Source organism: Pseudomonas sp. IT-P218, from assembly GCF_949767605.1.
Lineage (GTDB): Bacteria > Pseudomonadota > Gammaproteobacteria > Pseudomonadales > Pseudomonadaceae > Aquipseudomonas > Aquipseudomonas putida_AE.
Map to the genome: position 1 here is coordinate 26,324 of NZ_CATKQQ010000019.1, position 15,092 is coordinate 41,415.

11 protein-coding genes, 1 tRNA gene and 1 pseudogene are annotated in these 15,092 nt (G+C 60.2%); 9 read left to right on the forward strand and 4 right to left on the reverse strand.

Annotation, left to right across the window (positions count from 1 at the left end; all coding sequences use genetic code 11):
* Window positions 1-64: 64 nt before the first annotated feature.
* From rpoD to ACM6I6_RS13750, 3 genes are all read left to right on the forward strand, one after another.
* Entirely contained in the window at window positions 65-1,912 is a 1,848-nt protein-coding gene (rpoD, locus tag ACM6I6_RS13740) for an RNA polymerase sigma factor RpoD (RefSeq protein ID WP_274077733.1), read from the forward strand.
* 122 nt (window positions 1,913-2,034) lie between these two features.
* A complete protein-coding gene (locus tag ACM6I6_RS13745) occupies window positions 2,035-5,781 on the forward strand; it encodes a bifunctional diguanylate cyclase/phosphodiesterase (RefSeq protein WP_323608541.1) in 3,747 nt (1,248 codons plus the stop codon).
* Between the two features lie 13 nt (window positions 5,782-5,794).
* Window positions 5,795-5,871, forward strand: a tRNA-Ile gene (locus ACM6I6_RS13750).
* 72 nt (window positions 5,872-5,943) lie between these two features.
* Here the strand turns inward: ACM6I6_RS13750 and ACM6I6_RS13755 are convergent.
* From ACM6I6_RS13755 to ACM6I6_RS13770, 4 genes and pseudogenes are all read right to left on the reverse strand, one after another.
* Window positions 5,944-6,249, reverse strand: coding sequence for an XRE family transcriptional regulator (locus tag ACM6I6_RS13755; RefSeq protein WP_274077744.1), 306 nt, complete (start codon window positions 6,247-6,249; stop codon window positions 5,944-5,946).
* Window positions 6,242-6,431, reverse strand: a pseudogene (locus ACM6I6_RS13760) (type II toxin-antitoxin system RelE/ParE family toxin); the annotation flags it as partial. The pseudogene ACM6I6_RS13760 and the gene ACM6I6_RS13755, both read right to left, overlap by 8 nt.
* Window positions 6,432-6,441: 10 nt before the next feature.
* Window positions 6,442-7,083 (reverse strand): site-2 protease family protein, encoded by a 642-nt coding sequence (locus ACM6I6_RS13765; protein ID WP_414920048.1) that lies wholly within the window; start codon window positions 7,081-7,083, stop codon window positions 6,442-6,444.
* A gap of 74 nt (window positions 7,084-7,157) precedes the next feature.
* The gene (locus ACM6I6_RS13770) at window positions 7,158-7,811 is read right to left on the reverse strand and encodes a hypothetical protein (RefSeq protein WP_414920049.1); all 654 of its coding nucleotides are present in this window, start codon (window positions 7,809-7,811) and stop codon (window positions 7,158-7,160) included.
* A 218-nt stretch (window positions 7,812-8,029) separates the two neighbouring features.
* Between ACM6I6_RS13770 and ACM6I6_RS13775 the strand changes: the two genes are divergently transcribed.
* The 6 genes from ACM6I6_RS13775 to pqqB all read left to right on the forward strand — a co-directional run bounded on the left by ACM6I6_RS13775 (window position 8,030) and on the right by pqqB (window position 14,966).
* The gene (locus tag ACM6I6_RS13775; RefSeq protein ID WP_274077737.1) at window positions 8,030-8,491 is read left to right on the forward strand and encodes an Lrp/AsnC family transcriptional regulator; all 462 of its coding nucleotides are present in this window, start codon (window positions 8,030-8,032) and stop codon (window positions 8,489-8,491) included.
* Window positions 8,492-8,779: 288 nt separating this feature from the next.
* Window positions 8,780-10,462 carry a flavin monoamine oxidase family protein gene (locus ACM6I6_RS13780; RefSeq protein WP_414920050.1) on the forward strand — a complete coding sequence of 561 codons (1,683 nt, stop codon included), beginning with the start codon at window positions 8,780-8,782 and terminating at the stop codon, window positions 10,460-10,462.
* Between the two features lie 12 nt (window positions 10,463-10,474).
* Window positions 10,475-11,269, forward strand: coding sequence for a carbon-nitrogen hydrolase family protein (locus ACM6I6_RS13785; RefSeq protein WP_323608545.1), 795 nt, complete (start codon window positions 10,475-10,477; stop codon window positions 11,267-11,269).
* Between the two features lie 48 nt (window positions 11,270-11,317).
* The gene (gene pqqF / locus ACM6I6_RS13790) at window positions 11,318-13,741 is read left to right on the forward strand and encodes a pyrroloquinoline quinone biosynthesis protein PqqF (RefSeq protein ID WP_323608546.1); all 2,424 of its coding nucleotides are present in this window, start codon (window positions 11,318-11,320) and stop codon (window positions 13,739-13,741) included.
* A gap of 158 nt (window positions 13,742-13,899) precedes the next feature.
* Entirely contained in the window at window positions 13,900-13,974 is a 75-nt protein-coding gene (gene pqqA, locus ACM6I6_RS13795; RefSeq protein WP_003444522.1) for a pyrroloquinoline quinone precursor peptide PqqA, read from the forward strand.
* An 80-nt stretch (window positions 13,975-14,054) separates the two neighbouring features.
* Window positions 14,055-14,966: a pyrroloquinoline quinone biosynthesis protein PqqB gene (pqqB, locus tag ACM6I6_RS13800; RefSeq protein ID WP_274077741.1), complete on the forward strand. Its 912-nt coding sequence runs from the start codon at window positions 14,055-14,057 to the stop codon at window positions 14,964-14,966.
* Window positions 14,967-15,092: the final 126 nt, after the last annotated feature.

A 15,092-nucleotide genomic window follows, 5' to 3' on the forward strand; every position in this document is an offset into this window, starting at 1 on the left:
CATAGCTCAGGTATAATCCTCGGCTTGTTTTTTGCCCGCCAAGACCTTCAGTGGATAGGGTGTTATGTCCGGAAAAGCGCAACAGCAGTCTCGTATCAAAGAGTTGATCACACTTGGTCGTGAGCAGGGCTACCTGACTTACGCGGAGGTCAACGACCACCTGCCGGAGGATATTTCAGATCCGGAACAGGTGGAAGACATCATCCGCATGATCAACGACATGGGGATCAACGTATTCGAGGTTGCGCCAGATAAGGATTCCCTTATGCTGGCCGACGCCGATACCGACGAAGCCGCGGCCGAAGAGGCAGCTGCTGCGTTGGCAGCGGTCGAGACCGACATTGGTCGCACTACCGACCCGGTGCGCATGTATATGCGCGAAATGGGTACGGTCGAGCTCCTCACTCGTGAAGGCGAAATCGAAATCGCCAAACGTATTGAAGAGGGCATCCGTGAAGTGATGAGCGCAATCGCGCACTTCCCTGGCACGGTTGATCATATTCTCTCCGAATACACTCGCGTCACCACCGAAGGTGGCCGCTTGTCCGACGTCCTGAGCGGTTATATCGACCCGGACGATGGTATTGCGCCGCCTGCGGCGGAAGTACCGCCGCCGATCGACGCAAAGGCCGCGAAAGCGGATGACGATGCCGAAGACGATGACGCCGAAGCTTCCGATGACGAAGAAGAAGCCGAAAGCGGTCCGGATCCGATCATCGCCGCCCAGCGTTTTGGCGCTGTCGCCGATCAGATGGAAATCACCCGCAAGGCGCTGAAAAAGCACGGTCGCCACAACAAGCTGGCAATTGCCGAGCTGTTGGCACTGGCCGAACTGTTCATGCCGATCAAACTGGTTCCGAAGCAATTCGAAGGCCTGGTCGAGCGTGTGCGCAGTGCCCTGGATCGTCTGCGTCAGCAAGAGCGTGCAATCATGCAGCTCTGCGTTCGTGATGCGCGCATGCCGCGTGCCGACTTCCTGCGCCAGTTCCCGGGCAACGAAGTCGACGAAAGCTGGTCTGACGCACTGGCCAAAGGCAAGAGCAAATACGCCGAAGCCATTGGTCGCCTGCAGCCGGACATCATTCGTTGCCAGCAGAAGCTGACCGCGCTGGAAACCGAGACCGGTTTGACGATCGCCGAGATCAAGGACATCAACCGTCGCATGTCGATCGGTGAGGCCAAGGCCCGCCGCGCGAAGAAAGAGATGGTCGAAGCGAACTTGCGTCTGGTGATCTCCATCGCCAAGAAGTACACCAACCGTGGCCTGCAATTCCTCGATCTGATCCAGGAAGGCAACATCGGCCTGATGAAAGCGGTAGACAAGTTCGAATACCGTCGCGGCTACAAGTTCTCGACTTATGCCACCTGGTGGATCCGTCAGGCGATCACTCGCTCGATCGCCGACCAGGCCCGCACCATCCGTATTCCGGTGCACATGATCGAGACGATCAACAAGCTCAACCGCATTTCCCGCCAGATGCTGCAGGAAATGGGTCGCGAACCGACCCCGGAAGAGCTGGGCGAACGCATGGAAATGCCTGAGGACAAGATCCGCAAGGTATTGAAGATCGCTAAAGAGCCGATCTCCATGGAAACCCCGATCGGTGATGACGAAGACTCCCATCTGGGTGACTTCATCGAAGACTCGACGATGCAGTCGCCAATCGATGTCGCGACCGTTGAGAGCCTCAAGGAAGCGACTCGCGAAGTGCTGTCCGGCCTCACTGCCCGTGAAGCCAAGGTACTGCGCATGCGCTTCGGAATCGACATGAATACCGACCACACCCTCGAGGAGGTTGGTAAGCAGTTCGACGTGACCCGTGAACGGATTCGTCAGATCGAAGCCAAGGCGCTGCGCAAGCTGCGCCATCCGACGAGAAGCGAGCACTTGCGCTCCTTCCTCGACGAGTGACACCAGAACCCCCGGCCCAGGCCGGGGGTTTTGTTTTGTGCAGATTAAATCCCCCGCACCACCCCACCCGCCGCTTTGCCCGTCTACACTCGAAACATTCCCCGAGCCATAACGAGACCGTTATGCCCAGACTGCCGACCGTGTTTTTTTTGCTGTCGCTGATTTCCTGGACCGCAACGGCTGGCGCGCTGACTCTAACCGACGAAGAACGTAGCTGGCTTGCGGCCCACCCGGACCTGCGCCTGGGTGTCGATGCGTCCTGGCCCCCCTTTGAGTTTCGCGACGACCAGGGGCGTTACCAGGGCCTTGCGGCAGACTATATCGACCTGATTCGCGAGCGACTGGCCATAAAGCTCACACCCATCGAGCCCGTGAGCTGGACGGTCGTGCTGGACCAGGCCAAACAAGGCAAGCTGGACCTTTTGCCGGGCATCATGTCGACCCCGGAACGCCAGGCCTACCTGTCATTCACCCGCCCCTACCTGGATTTCCCGATCGTCATCCTGGCGCATGTCGGAGGCGCCCAGCCGCGTAAACTCAAAGACCTGTACGGGCTGAAAATCGCCGTGGTGGAAAACTACGCGCCCCACGAACTGTTGCGTACCCACAATCCCGATCTGAACCTGGTGGCGATGCCCAACGTCAGTTCGGCCTTGCAGGCGCTGGCCACCGATGAAGTGGACGCCGTGGTAGGCGATCTCGCCTCCAGCATCTGGAGTTTGCGCCAGCTCAAGCTCGACGGGCTGTATGTCAGCGGCGAAACCCCCTACCGCTATCAGTTGGCCATGGGCGTACCACGGGACAACAAGATGCTGGTCGGCATCCTGGATAAAGTCCTGGCCGACATGTCGCCTGCTGAAATCAGCTCGATCCAGGAGCAATGGGTGGGCAACGTTCTCGATCACCGAACATTCTGGTCCGATCTGCTGATCTACGGCCTGCCTGGGCTACTGCTGCTGATCCTCGTGCTGGCTGGAGTGATCCGCGTCAACCGTCGCTTGAGTTCGGAAATCGCCCGCAGGGTCGATCTGGAGCAGGAACTGCGCAGCAGCGAATACCATTACCGCGGGCTGGTGGAGAGTCTGTCGGCCATCGCCTGGGAAGCGCGGATGAGCGACTTCACCTACAGCTATGTGTCGCCCCACGCCGAAGACCTGCTCGGTTACCCCCTGTCCCACTGGTTGATCCCCGGCTTCTGGCGCAACATCATCCACCCCGCCGACCTCACCCGCGCGCAGAGCTTCTGCGACCACGAAGTGCTGGCCGGGCGAGACCACAGCCTCGATTACCGGGTCATCACCGCTGACGGGCGTTGCTTGTGGGTCCGCGACATCGTCAGCCTGATCGAACACGGTCATGAGCCGGTGATGCGCGGCCTGATGATCGACATCAGCGAAACCAAGCGCACCGAAGAAGCACTGCGCCAGTCTGAACAGAAGTTCGCTTCGGTATTCCAGCAATGCCCGGACATCCTCGTGATCGCACGCCTCAGCGACGGCTGCCTGCTGGAGGTCAACGAGGCGTTCGAAGATCAGATCGGCCTCAGGGCCGAGGACGTTATCGGCCAGACCGCCACCAACCTCAACATCTGGGGTATCCCGGGCGTCGGGCCCGGGCTGCTGCAGCGCTTGCAGGCCGGCAGCATCCGCAACCTGGAGATGCCCTTTCGCCGCAGCAATGGCCAGGTGTTCACCGGCCTGATCTCTGCCGAACCGTTCGACCTCGACACGACCCCGGCGCTGGTGGTCGTGGTGCGCGACATCACCCAACTCAAGGAAACCCAGCAACAACTGCAAACCTCCGAAGAGAAATTCGCCAAGGCGTTCCACGCCTCGCCGGACGGCCTGTTGCTGTCCCGGCAAAGCGATGGCCTGCTGATCGAGGTCAACGAGGGCTTCAGCCGCATTACCGGTTTCAACAGCGCAATGTCCGTGGATCGCTCGGCTCTGGACCTGGGGATCTGGGTCAACCTCAACGAACGTAAACAAATGCTCGACCTGTTGCACCGGGACGGTTTCGTCCGAGACTTCAGCTGCCATATCCGCCGCAGCGACGGGCAGATCCGCCTCTGCGAGGTCTCCAGTCGTCCGCTGCCAATCGGTGACGATGACTGCATGCTGACCATTGCCCGGGACATCACCGAGCGCCACCTGATGCAGGAAAAACTGCAACAGGCCGCCACGGTATTCGAGAGCACCGCAGAAGGCGTGCTGATCACCGATACCCAGCAGCACATCAGCGCAGTCAACCGTGCCTTTAGCGAAATCACCGGCTACAGCGAAAGCGAAGCACTGGGCCATACCCCGCGCCTGCTTGCCTCGGGCCTGCATGACAGCGCGTTCTACGCCGCCATGTGGCATCAACTGACCGCCGAAGGTCATTGGCAAGGCGAGATTTCCAACCGACGCAAGAATGGCGAACTCTATCCGAGCTGGCTAACCATCAGCGCCGTGCGCAATCGCGAAAATTTCATCACCCACTTCGTGGCCGTGTTCGCCGACATTTCCAGCCTCAAACACGCCCAGGCCAAACTCGACTACCAGGCTCACCACGACCCGCTGACCGGCCTGCCCAACCGCACGCTGTTCGAGAGCCGTTTACTCAACGCCCTCAATCACCAGAAGGAAAACGGCGGCCAGGGGGCGGTGCTGTTCCTCGATCTGGACCGCTTCAAGCACATCAACGACAGCCTCGGCCACCCGGTCGGCGATCTGTTGCTCAAGGGCATTGCCGTGCGCCTCAAGGACCAGTTGCGCGACATCGACACCGTCGCGCGCCTGGGCGGCGACGAATTCATCATTCTGCTCCCCGGCCTGCAGCAAGCCAGCGACGCCGACAACATCGCCACCAAGCTGCTCAACTGCTTTACCGCGCCGTTCCAGGCCGGCGAACATGAGTTTTTCATCAGTTCCAGCATCGGCACCAGCCTGTACCCCAAGGACGGCTGCGACGTGGCCACGCTGATCAAGAATGCCGATGCGGCGATGTACCGCTCCAAGGCCAAGGGCCGCAACCGTGTCGAAAGCTATACCTTCGACCTCACCGCCCAGGCCAGCGAGCGCGTGGCGCTGGAGCACGAACTGCGCCGCGCCATCGAGCGCAATGAACTGCACCTGTGCTACCAACCCAAGATCAGCCTCGAGGACTATCGCCTGGTGGGTGCCGAAGCACTGATTCGCTGGCGTCATCCGACCTTTGGCGACGTACCGCCCGAACATTTCATTTCGCTTGCCGAAGAAAACGGCATGATCCTGCAGATCGGCGATTGGGTTCTCGAGACCGCATGCCGGCAGATGTTTGAATGGAACCAGATGTACGAAGGCCTCGGCCCGCTGTCGGTCAACCTCGCCGGTGCCCAGCTGCGCCAACCAAACCTGCTGGGGCGCATCGAGCAGTTGCTCAAGGACAACCGCCTCAACCCCGGCTACCTGCAACTGGAAATCACCGAAAACTTCATCATGAGCCAGGCCGAAGAAGCGCTGGCGGTGCTGCACCAACTCAAGCACCTGGGCGTGCAACTGGCGATCGACGACTTCGGCACCGGCTACTCCTCGCTGAGCTACCTCAAGCGCCTGCCGCTGGACATTCTCAAGATCGACCAATCCTTCGTCCGCGGCCTGCCGGATGACCCCCACGACGCCGCGATCGTGCGCGCCATCATCGCCCTCGGCCGCAGTATGCAATTCACGGTCATCGCCGAGGGCGTCGAAACCCAGGCGCAGCAGCAATTCCTGGCCGCCGAAGGCTGTGAGCAGATCCAGGGCTACATCGTCAGCCTGCCCCTGCCCCCCGACGAATTTGCCGCAACGTTCCTTCGTACAGTAGTTTCAGATTTTTCGGATAGCACAGCCGCGAAACCATCGCTATAATCCGCGACCAATGGGGCCTATAGCTCAGTTGGTCAGAGCAGAGGACTCATAATCCTTTGGTCCACGGTTCAAGTCCGTGTGGGCCCACCAAACAAGAAAGCCGCGCAATGCGCGGCTTTTGCGTGTCTGAAGGGTTCGAATCAGTCGCCATTGTCTAATCGCTCAGTTGGCAAAGTTCTCGATCTTTACCTGACCTTCCGGGAAGGTGGCAATGATTTCCAACTCGCCACCCATTGCGCGGATGTAGTTGCGCAAAGTACTGATGTACATGTCTGTACGCCGCTCCATCTTGGAGATCGCCGCCTGGTTGACATGAAGTGTTTTGGCCAGCGAGTCCTGACTCAACGCTTGCGCCTGGCGCAACTCGTGCAATGGCATTTGAGCTCGCAGCTTCTGATGCAAAGCCTCGACACGCGATTGAGACTCTGGAGCTCGACGCGCCACCAAATCAGCAAATTTTTTAGCCATTTTCATAGCCCTCTTTCTTCAATGTTTCCAAGTGCTCGTCGAAGATACGCTCGGCTAGCGGCACATGGTCCGTATACCAACGCTCCTGGCCGGTTTTATCACCCCCGATCAGCAGAATCGCGCAGCGCCGTCCCGAACGCGTACAGCACACGGTACGGCCTGCCAGCGTGTTGGACCCTAACGCAGGCCTATTCAAACATGTAACACGGGTATCGCCTGCACCGCCCGCAGCCGCTCAAGCATCTGCCCCGTCAACACGACCTCATACGTATCCGCCGCCCGCCCCCACTGCTCGACGATAACCATGCCGCCCACCAAGGCCGCTGCCAGTTCGGTAATGGTCCCGGACAGTTCTTCCACGATGTCTTGAGTCCGCTGCCACGCGCGATCCGTCAGAATTTTAAGTTCAGCGGTTATACGCTCGGACGCCGCCGGATCGGTCTCGGGATAAAGCAAATTGCGCAGTAGATGCTGCAGCTCCCTGATCTTTGCGTAATCCTGCTCCGCCCCCTGCTCTCCCTTGAGGATGGCTGTGGCTTTCGACTTGTCGACGCGTTGCCCGGCTGAAGATTTTGCAGGCAGTGTCTGCGCCATTGCGCCAGCCAGAAGGACGATCATCCGGGCCTCCAGATGTTGCTTCATGGCCTCGATCGAAGAAATCGCCCGCACCAGGCTAACGGACGCCCCGCCGTGATGCCGTAAGTCCATGGTCACTGTCAGGCTCACGCCGCCCGTGGCAAAACCCAAGGCACGGGCGACGACGTAGTGGCCCATTTCGTGATGGGCAATCTCCCAGGCACGAGCCCGTACAGCAGGAGGCATTTTCTTCGACATGACCTGTCCCTCGTGTCACGACCACAATTGAGCTGTCATACATCACAGACCAAATGCGGACTCCGGGTCAATCATCAAAACCTGAATCGAACCAGGGTGCGCCAGAGGTTTTTCCACACCGAGCGTTTGTGTTTCTTCCAGTTGCGTTCCCACCATTCATCTTCATTCACCGCGCGCGCCTCGATGTCGCTGCCTGTCACCGCCGCTGCGTGCTGGCGAAACAGCATGGGAAATACACAATGTTGTTTGATCTGCCGTTTAAACAGGACATCGACTGGTACTCCGACGTAAGGAGTTTGGGCCAGCACCCTGCAGCCTTCGCGGGAGAGGATGTAGGCGTGCAGTGCCACCACGTTGCCGCGGGCAATGAACGGGAACCATGTCAGCCACGTACGACCCATGCTGTACCCCAGGTGCAACGCCTCAAACCTGTTACGGCGAATGAACCGGTTCACCCAACTCACCTGTATCGGATGAAGCCCATAGGGCTTGGCATCGTCCTCGAATATCAACACCCGTTGCCAACCTTCGGCCAGGACTTTTCTGGCCAGTGCCTGATGTGATTCGTAACAGCCTCGGATCGGTTCGCTGTTGCGCTGGGCAATGAAGAACTCGATCGGGTTTGAAATGAGCGTTGCGACGGTGCTTCGGAACAGTTGCCGCCGGTCATGGCGCTCACTCAAGGATATGCAGTACACCTGATCAACATCGAACGAGACCTTTTCCATTCGCCCCTGGCACCTTAAGACCTCTCCGCGACCCGACGTCACGGAAAGAATCAATGATCGGCAAGGGGGTCCTGCCACGTATGTCAGACACGTCCTGAAATGGCGTTGGCTTTTCTGATCGATATCGCCCACGGTCAGCAGGATGTTGGCGTCGCGAGCGCTGCGGGGGATGTGCCTGTAACATGCCTGCACATTGATCCAAGCCGCTGGAGACCGCCTTGCCCGACATTCGCCCGCCCGTTCTCGACGAAATCGACCGTCAGCTGATTGCGGCCCTGCAGATCAACGCCCGCGAAAGCGTGGCCATGCTCGCCCGGCAACTGGGCATCGCGCGCACCACCGTCACGTCTCGCCTGGCGCGGCTGGAAAAGGCCAAGGTCATCACCGGCTACGGCGTGCGGCTCGGCCAGCGCGTGGTGGATGGCGGGCTGCAGGCGTATGTGGGGATTACCGTGCAGCCGCGTTCCGGCAAGGAGGTGTTGCGGCGCCTGAGTGCGATGGCCCAGGTGCAGCAGTTGTGTGCGGTGAGTGGAGAATTTGATTATGTGGCCTGGTTGCGCAGCGATTCGCCGGAGCAGCTGGATGAGTTGCTGGATCAGATTGGCAGTGTGGATGGGGTGGAGAAGACGACAACGTCGATCATCTTGAGCAGCAAGATTGATCGAGGGCAGCCGGTTTAAGATTTTTCCGGTGGTTATGGCTGTCTGGCTGGCCTGCAAAGAACCTGTAGGAGCTGGCTTGCCAGCGAAGGCGTCCGGACCATCAACACAAGATTCAAAGGCCTCATCGCTGGCAAGCCAGCTCCTACAGTGGTCAGTGTGCACAGTTATCTCGTCATACTGATCAGAAATCTGGCAAAACGACGACACTTTGCGTCTTATTAACGTGTTCGGTGCTCTCTAGAATGGATGGCATCTTTTCCTATACTCAGATGCGCATTCCGCGTCGGGTCGCCAGCAAGGTCAGCCATGAACAAGAACAATCGCCATCCTGCAGACGGTAAAAAACCGATCACCATTTTCGGTCCGGACTTTCCTTTCGCCTTCGACGACTGGATCGAACACCCGGCCGGCCTGGGCAGCATTCCAGTGCACCATCACGGTGCCGAAGTGGCGATTGTCGGCGCCGGTATCGCCGGGCTGGTGGCCGCGTACGAGTTGATGAAGCTGGGTCTCAAGCCCGTGGTCTATGAGGCCTCGAAGCTGGGCGGGCGCCTGCGCTCCCAGGCGTTCAATGGCACCGACGGCATCGTCGCCGAGTTGGGCGGCATGCGCTTCCCGGTATCGTCCACCGCGTTCTATCACTATGTCGACAAGCTGAACCTTGAAACCAAACCCTTCCCCAACCCGCTGACACCGGCCTCCGGCAGCACCGTCATCGACCTGGAAGGCAAGACCCATTACGCACAGAAACTGGCGGATCTTCCTGCACTGTTCCAGGAAGTCGCCGACGCCTGGGCCGATGCCCTGGAAGCGGGCTCGCAGTTCGCCGATATCCAGCAGGCCATTCGCGACCGCAATGTACCGCGCCTCAAGGAGCTGTGGAACACCCTCGTGCCGTTGTGGGACGACCGCACCTTCTACGATTTCGTGGCCACCTCCGAAGCCTTCGCAAAGCTGTCGTTCCATCACCGTGAAGTGTTCGGCCAGGTCGGTTTCGGTACCGGTGGTTGGGACTCGGACTTCCCCAACTCGATGCTGGAAATCTTCCGCGTGGTGATGACCAACTGCGACGATCACCAGCATCTGGTGGTCGGAGGCGTCGAACAGGTACCACAGGGCATCTGGCGCCATGTCCCTGAGCGCTGTGTGCACTGGCCGCAGGGTACCAGCCTCAAGTCGTTGCACAGCGGCGCGCCACGTTCCGGCGTGAAGAAGATCGCCCACGCGCCGGACGGCCGTTTTGCGGTCACCGACAACAACGGCGACACCCGCGAATACGCCGCGGTGCTGACTACCTGCCAGAGCTGGCTGCTGACCACCCAGATCGAATGCGACGAAACCCTGTTCTCGCAGAAGATGTGGATGGCCCTGGACCGCACCCGTTACATGCAGTCGTCGAAAACCTTCGTGATGGTCGACCGCCCGTTCTGGAAGGACAAGGATCCGGAAACCGGCCGCGACCTGATGAGCATGACCCTGACCGATCGCCTGACCCGCGGCACCTACCTGTTCGACAACGGCGACGACAAGCCCGGGGTGATTTGCCTGTCGTATTCGTGGATGAGCGACGCGTTGAAAATGCTCCCGCATCCGGTGGAAAAACGCGTGAAGCTGGCGTTGGATGCGCTGAAAAAGATCTACCCGAAAGTCGACATCGCCGCGCGCATCATCGGTGATCCGATCACCGTGTCCTGGGAAGCCGACCCGCATTTCCTCGGCGCCTTCAAGGGTGCCCTGCCCGGCCACTATCGCTACAACCAACGCATGTACGCGCATTTCATGCAGGACGACATGCCGGCCGAACAGCGCGGGATTTTCATCGCCGGCGACGACGTTTCGTGGACCCCGGCCTGGGTCGAAGGCGCGGTACAGACCTCGCTCAATGCGGTGTGGGGCATCATGAAACACTTCGGCGGTGCAACTCACGCCGAGAATCCGGGTCCAGGAGATGTGTTCAACGAAATCGGCCCGATCGCCCTGCCCGAGTAAGAGGAATCCGAAATGCGCGTAGCCCTTTACCAATGTCCACCGTTGCCCCTGGATGTCGCCGGCAACCTTCAACGCCTGCATCAGCTGGCGCTGGAGGCAAAGGGCGCCGACTTGCTGGTACTGCCGGAGATGTTCCTGACCGGCTACAACATCGGCGTCGATGCCGTCAGCGTGCTGGCGGAGGTACACAACGGTGAATCGGCGCAACAGATCGCGCGCATTGCCAAGACCGCCGGGATAGCCATCCTGTATGGCTATCCCGAACGCTGCGAAGACGGACAGATCTACAATGCCGTGCAACTGATCGACGCCAATGGCGAGCGCCTGTGCAATTACCGCAAGACGCACCTGTTCGGTGACCTCGACCGTTCGATGTTCAGCGCCGGCTCGGACGACTTCCCCATCGTTGAACTCAATGGCTGGAAGCTCGGCTTCCTGATCTGCTACGACCTCGAATTCCCGGAAAATACCCGCCGCCTGGCCCTGGCCGGCGCCGAACTGATCCTGGTACCGACGGCCAACATGATCCCGTTCGACTTCATCGCTGACGTTACCGTCCGCGCCCGGGCCTACGAGAATCAGTGCTACGTGGCTTATGCCAACTATTGCGGGAGCGAAGGCGATATCCACTACTGTGGCCAAAGCAGCATCGCGGCACCGGATGGCAGCCGCATCGCCCAGGCGGGACTCGATGAGGCGCTGATTGTCGGTGAGCTGGACCGCCAGTTGATGCTCGACTCCCGCGCAGCCAATCGCTACCTGATCGATCGCCGTCCCGAGCTTTACGGCGCGCTGAACAAGCGCTGAGCCACCGTTATCCGCTAGCATTGGCACTTCTCTGTCCTGGAAGTGCTCATGCCTGCGCTGAATCCCCCTCGCCCCCACACTGAAACCCTGGCCAACGGCTTGCGGGTGACGCTGCGTCATGCCCCGGATTTGAAGCGCTGCGCGGCGGCGTTGCGGGTTGCCGCCGGCAGCCATGATGTGCCGTTGGCCTGGCCGGGCCTGGCGCACTTTCTCGAACACCTGCTGTTTCTCGGCACCGAGCGTTTTGCCGCTGACCAAGGGTTGATGGCCTTCGTCCAGCGCCACGGCGGCCAGGTGAATGCGCAAACCTGCGAACGCCACACCGATTACTTTTTCGAGTTGCCACCCCAGGCGTTTGCCCAGGGCCTGGAGCGGCTGGCGGACATGCTCGCCCATCCGCGCATGAAGCTGGATGACCAGCACCGGGAACGGGAAGTGCTGCACGCGGAGTTCATCGCCTGGTCCCAGGATGCCGCGGCGCAGCAGCAACTGGCACTGATGGACGGGCTTAGCGACGCTCATCCGTTGCGCGGTTTTCATGCGGGCAACCGCGACAGCCTGCCGGTGCCGCAACCCGAGTTCCAGCAGGCCTTGCAGGATTTTTTCCAGCGCTATTACCAGATCGGACAAATGACCTTGAGCCTTGCCGGCCCCCAGAGCCTTGATGAATTGAGGCTGTTGGCCGAAGCGTTCGGCAACGTCATTGCCAACGGCGAGAAGGTCCCGCAACAAGCCCCGACGCCGCTGATGGCAGGCGCGAGCAATAGTTATCAACAGGTCGGCGAGCATCGGCTGGACCTGCTGTTTGCCCTTGAAGCACTGCCCGACTCATCCGCCGAAGCGCTGGGCTTTCTGTGCCATTGGCTGAACACCGCGAAATCCGGTGGGCTGCTGGCTGAACTGCGCAAACAGGGCCGAGTTGAAAACCTCAAGGCGCGCGCCCTGTACCAATTCGCCGAACAAGCCTTACTGCACATTGAGTTCACCCTGCCCGCCAATGCTTTGGCGAGCGAGATTGGCGAGCAATTGCGGGACTGGCTGAGCTTTTTCGCCCAACAGGACTGGCGCGGGTTACGCGAGGAATACGCGGCGCTGCGCCAGCGCCAGACAAGTAGTGCCTTGCAACTGGCTCGTCAGGACATCGAAGAGCGCGAAATAGACTTATCCGAAGTCGGTGTTGCCGCCCTCAAGGTCATTCTGGAAAAAATCGGCGCTGTGGATAACTTCAACGGCCCGTGGCAACTCCCCGCGCCCAATCCGTTCCTGCGCACCGAAGCTGCGCCTCCAGGGGCCGGCTTGATTCGCGGACAAACCAGCGCCCACCGGGGCCTGCGCACCTTTGCCCAAGACCGCTCACGCAGCCGCCGCGAACGTTCGCCGATGCAGTTCAGCCAGGCGCTACCGGAAAACGGCGCTGAAGCTGCGCTGTACCTGCGCTGGCGCCTGGACGCGGCCCCCGGCACCAGCCTTCAATCGCGCCTGGAAAACACCCTGCAAGCGCTGCGTGAAGACGCAAGTGAAGCCGGCGTGGATTTTTCCTTCGCTGCGTCGGGCAATCAATGGCTGTTGAAAATGACCGGCCTGCAAGCGCGAATGCCGTCCATACTCGAACACGCGCTGAACCTGCTGACCCAGCCTGATGCAGGGCTGTCACCGCCATCACCGGCCCGCCCCGCCTTGATGCCGATTCGACAGCTACTCAAGGTGCTGCCCGATCACTGCCTTGAGCCATCGGTTGAATCCGACAACTTGGCACAACTGTGGTCGAGCGCTCGCTGGACTGGCCTGGCGAGCGGTTTTTCTGCGCAGACTCAGGCGGCCATGGGCCTGGCATTGAGTCGCGTGCCGGGCGCAGCGGATACGCAACAGGCACCGGCACCGTCAATCCATTCGCAGCACCTGTGGAGCAGCGTGACGACCCACTCCAGCGAACACGCGCTGTTACTGTTCTGTCCGACAGCCACCCAGGATCTGGCCGACGAAGCCGCCTGGCGGTTGCTCGCCCATCTCTGTCAGACGCCGTTCTATCAGCGCCTGCGGGTGGAATTGCAATTGGGCTACGCGGTGTTCAGTGCCCTGCGACAGATCCACGGGCAGACCGGGCTGCTGCTGGGTGTGCAATCGCCGAATGTGGCCGCTGCGGAGCTCTTGCAACATATCGAACAATTCCTGAACGGGTTGCCGGCGCTGATCCAGGCCCTCGACGAAAGCGCCTTCATCAGCCAGCGCCAGACCCTGGCCGATCAGTTTTCCAGCGCCGCCCTGCCAACAAGCCAAGCCGCCGAATTGCTCTGGCAGGGTAAATTGGCCGGCCGCCCGTCGGATTATCTGACGCAGTTACCCCTGGCCATACTCCTGACCGACCGCGGCGCACTGCTGGCCGCGATCCAGCGCCTGAACCGGGCCGAAGGCGGCTGGCGCTGCCTGGCGAACAACCCTGCACCCGGAGCGCCTTGGCAAGCGACAAAATGATCATTACCCAGACGGTAAGGAGCTTTTTCAAAGTTTCACGGGCAATCCCTGTGAAATTTTGAGTAACATAGCAGCCTAACTATTTGGAACATCTCTGACTGGAGGTGGACTATACATATAGATAGCGCTGTCCAACCTTACATGAAGGAGTTCAACTGATGGCCTGGACCAAACCGGCTTACACCGACCTGCGTATCGGCTTCGAAGTCACCATGTACTTCGCAAGCCGTTGATCTCTGCCCTGGCAGAATGCAGCACAACGCCTCGGTTATCCGAGGCGTTTTATTTTCAGCGTTGAAATGATGGAGCGCCCATGTTTGTCCAGATCCTAGGTTCCGCCGCTGGCGGTGGTTTTCCCCAGTGGAACTGCAATTGCGAGAACTGCGCAGGTTTTCGCAACGGCAGCCTGCGGGCCCAGGCGCGCACCCAATCGTCCATCGCGATTTCCGATGACGGCGTGAACTGGGTGCTGTGCAACACTTCCCCGGACATCCGTGCCCAACTGCAAAGCTTCGCGCCCATGCAACCGGGACGTGCACTGCGTGATACCGGGATCAGCGCGATCATCCTGATGGACAGCCAGATCGACCACACCACCGGCCTGCTCATGTTGCGTGAAGGTTGCCCGCATCAGGTCTGGTGCACCGACATGGTCCACGAAGACCTGAGCACCGGTTTCCCGCTGTTCAACATGTTGACCCACTGGAACGGTGGCCTGAGCTGGAACCGCATCGAGCTCGACCAGAGCTTCAGCGTTCCGGCCTGCCCGAACCTGCGTTTCACCCCGCTGCCCCTGCGCAGCGCTGCGCCGCCCTACTCGCCGCATCGCTTCGACCCGCATCCGGGCGACAACATCGGCCTGATCGTCGAAGACCTCAATACCGGAGGCAAACTGTTCTATGCACCGGGCCTGGGCAAAGTCGACGCGCCGCTGCTGGAGATCATGGCCGCCAGCGATTGCCTGCTGGTGGACGGCACGCTGTGGGACGACGACGAAATGCAGCGCCGTGGTGTCGGCACCCGTACCGGCCGGGAGATGGGCCACTTGGCGCAGAACGGCCCTGGCGGCATGCTCGAAGTGCTGGAGCAGCTGCCAACGCAGCGCAAGGTACTTATCCACATCAACAACACCAATCCGATTCTCGATGAGGATTCACCGCAGCGGGCGGAGCTGGATCGGCGTGAAGTTGAAGTGGCGTATGACGGCATGAGTATTGTGCTGTAACTGACGGCCCCTTCGCTGGCAAGCCAGCTCCTACAGTGACCGCGTACCCCTGTAGGAGCTGGCTTGCCAGCGAAAGGGCCAGACCAGCCACCAAAAAATCCACCGGCTGTACTCCGGAGACCCGCA

Bases quoted from the DNA above. Each gene is read 5' to 3' on its own strand.
- ACM6I6_RS13785 (WP_323608545.1), top strand. From the start codon at position 10,475: ATGCGCGTAGCCCTTTACCAATGTCCACCGTTGCCCCTGGATGTCGCC.
- ACM6I6_RS13745 (WP_323608541.1), top strand. From the start codon at position 2,035: ATGCCCAGACTGCCGACCGTGTTTTTTTTGCTGTCGCTGATTTCCTGG.
- pqqB (WP_274077741.1), top strand. From the start codon at position 14,055: ATGTTTGTCCAGATCCTAGGTTCCGCCGCTGGCGGTGGTTTTCCCCAG.
- ACM6I6_RS13755 (WP_274077744.1), bottom strand. From the start codon at position 6,249: ATGGCTAAAAAATTTGCTGATTTGGTGGCGCGTCGAGCTCCAGAGTCT.
- rpoD (WP_274077733.1), top strand. From the start codon at position 65: ATGTCCGGAAAAGCGCAACAGCAGTCTCGTATCAAAGAGTTGATCACA.
- ACM6I6_RS13765 (WP_414920048.1), bottom strand. From the start codon at position 7,083: ATGTCGAAGAAAATGCCTCCTGCTGTACGGGCTCGTGCCTGGGAGATT.
- ACM6I6_RS13780 (WP_414920050.1), top strand. From the start codon at position 8,780: ATGAACAAGAACAATCGCCATCCTGCAGACGGTAAAAAACCGATCACC.
- ACM6I6_RS13770 (WP_414920049.1), bottom strand. From the start codon at position 7,811: ATGGAAAAGGTCTCGTTCGATGTTGATCAGGTGTACTGCATATCCTTG.
- pqqF (WP_323608546.1), top strand. From the start codon at position 11,318: ATGCCTGCGCTGAATCCCCCTCGCCCCCACACTGAAACCCTGGCCAAC.